2 protein-coding genes are annotated in these 1,245 nt (G+C 44.3%); both read right to left on the bottom strand.

Features of this window, described 5'->3' with window-relative positions; all coding sequences use genetic code 11:
* On the bottom strand, nt 1-657 hold a 657-nt coding region (locus AC1DSB_RS19545; RefSeq protein ID WP_477587445.1), incomplete at its 3' end, for a fumarylacetoacetate hydrolase family protein.
* A partial coding sequence (locus tag AC1DSB_RS19540) for a fumarylacetoacetate hydrolase family protein (RefSeq protein ID WP_477587444.1) occupies nt 654-1,245 on the bottom strand: 592 nt, incomplete at its 5' end. The genes AC1DSB_RS19545 and AC1DSB_RS19540, both read right to left, overlap by 4 nt.

The raw sequence follows: 1,245 nt of genomic DNA, 5'->3' as shown, positions 1-1,245 counted from the left end.
CCCTTTAGGAGTGCCTGTAAGAATGACATCATTCTCACTCAATGTCATGAAGCTGCTTAAATATTCTATGAGCGTCGGAATATCAAAAATCATATCCGCTGTCGTTCCTTCTTGAACAAGCTTGTTATTGACATGTGTAGTCAACTTCAATTCCATCGGATTGGCCACATCATTCGCATCGATGAGCCAAGGACCAAATGGTGTACACGTATCACGGTTTTTGACACGCAAATTCGGACGGTAATAATTTTCAAGATAATCCCGAATCGCATAATCATTTGCTACACTGTAACCTTTGACATACTGATAAGCCTCTTCTTTTTTTACATTGCGAGCAGTCTTTCCAATTATTACAGCCAACTCACATTCATAATGCATGTACGAGACGTCCGAAGGGCGACGGGTATTTGCATTATGGCCGATAAACGTATTCGGTCCCTTCAGAAAAACCAATGGTTCTGATGGTGCATCAAATGCCAGTTCGGCTGCATGATCCGCGTAGTTAAGCCCTAAAGCAAATACAGTACGCGGGACGATTGGCGTCAACCAGACAACTTCACTTTCCTCAACAATCCGTCCATCATCAAGCTTCAGGCTGCCTTCCCATTCAATCGCTTGATGGATAGAGCCGCCATAGGATATCCGTGCTGCTCTCATTGCGCCCACCTCCGGTTGAAAGATTCTTCGTCAACCAGTACATTTTCTAGTTTGCCGACACCCTCTATCTCAATCCGGACTTTATCTCCGACTATTGCAAGTGGCGCATCTTCTGGTACCCCTACGAGCAATACGTCTCCTGGACTCAATGTCATAAATTCAGTCACGTCAGCAAGTAAACGGGCAACGGGGCGAATTAAATTCTTTGTTGAATTTTCCTGTCGCAGTTCATTGTTGATGAACACACGGATGGTTACATCATCCGGATTTTTCATTTCGTCCCTATCAATAACCCATGGTCCGATTGGACAAAATCCATCGCGGCATTTTTGTTGTACAGCTGGTCGAAATAGGCTTGTATGCGGAACGCTCACGTCGTTAACGATCGTATAGCCTGCCACATAATCCATTGCTGTTTCTTCCGTTACCGCAACTGCTGTTTTGCCGATGACAATTCCAAGTGAAGCACCCATTTCAAGTTTCGATTCGCTTTTAGGAACCGGTATGCCTGCTCCATATCGATTCAATGTATTTTCGGGTTTAATGTATAAAACAGGAGCAACTGGAGGCGAAAGGTATGGTTTATCA

Source organism: Paenisporosarcina sp. P4_E4_2 (genome assembly GCF_056401595.1).
This window is presented reverse-complemented; position numbering and strand designations above follow the sequence as displayed.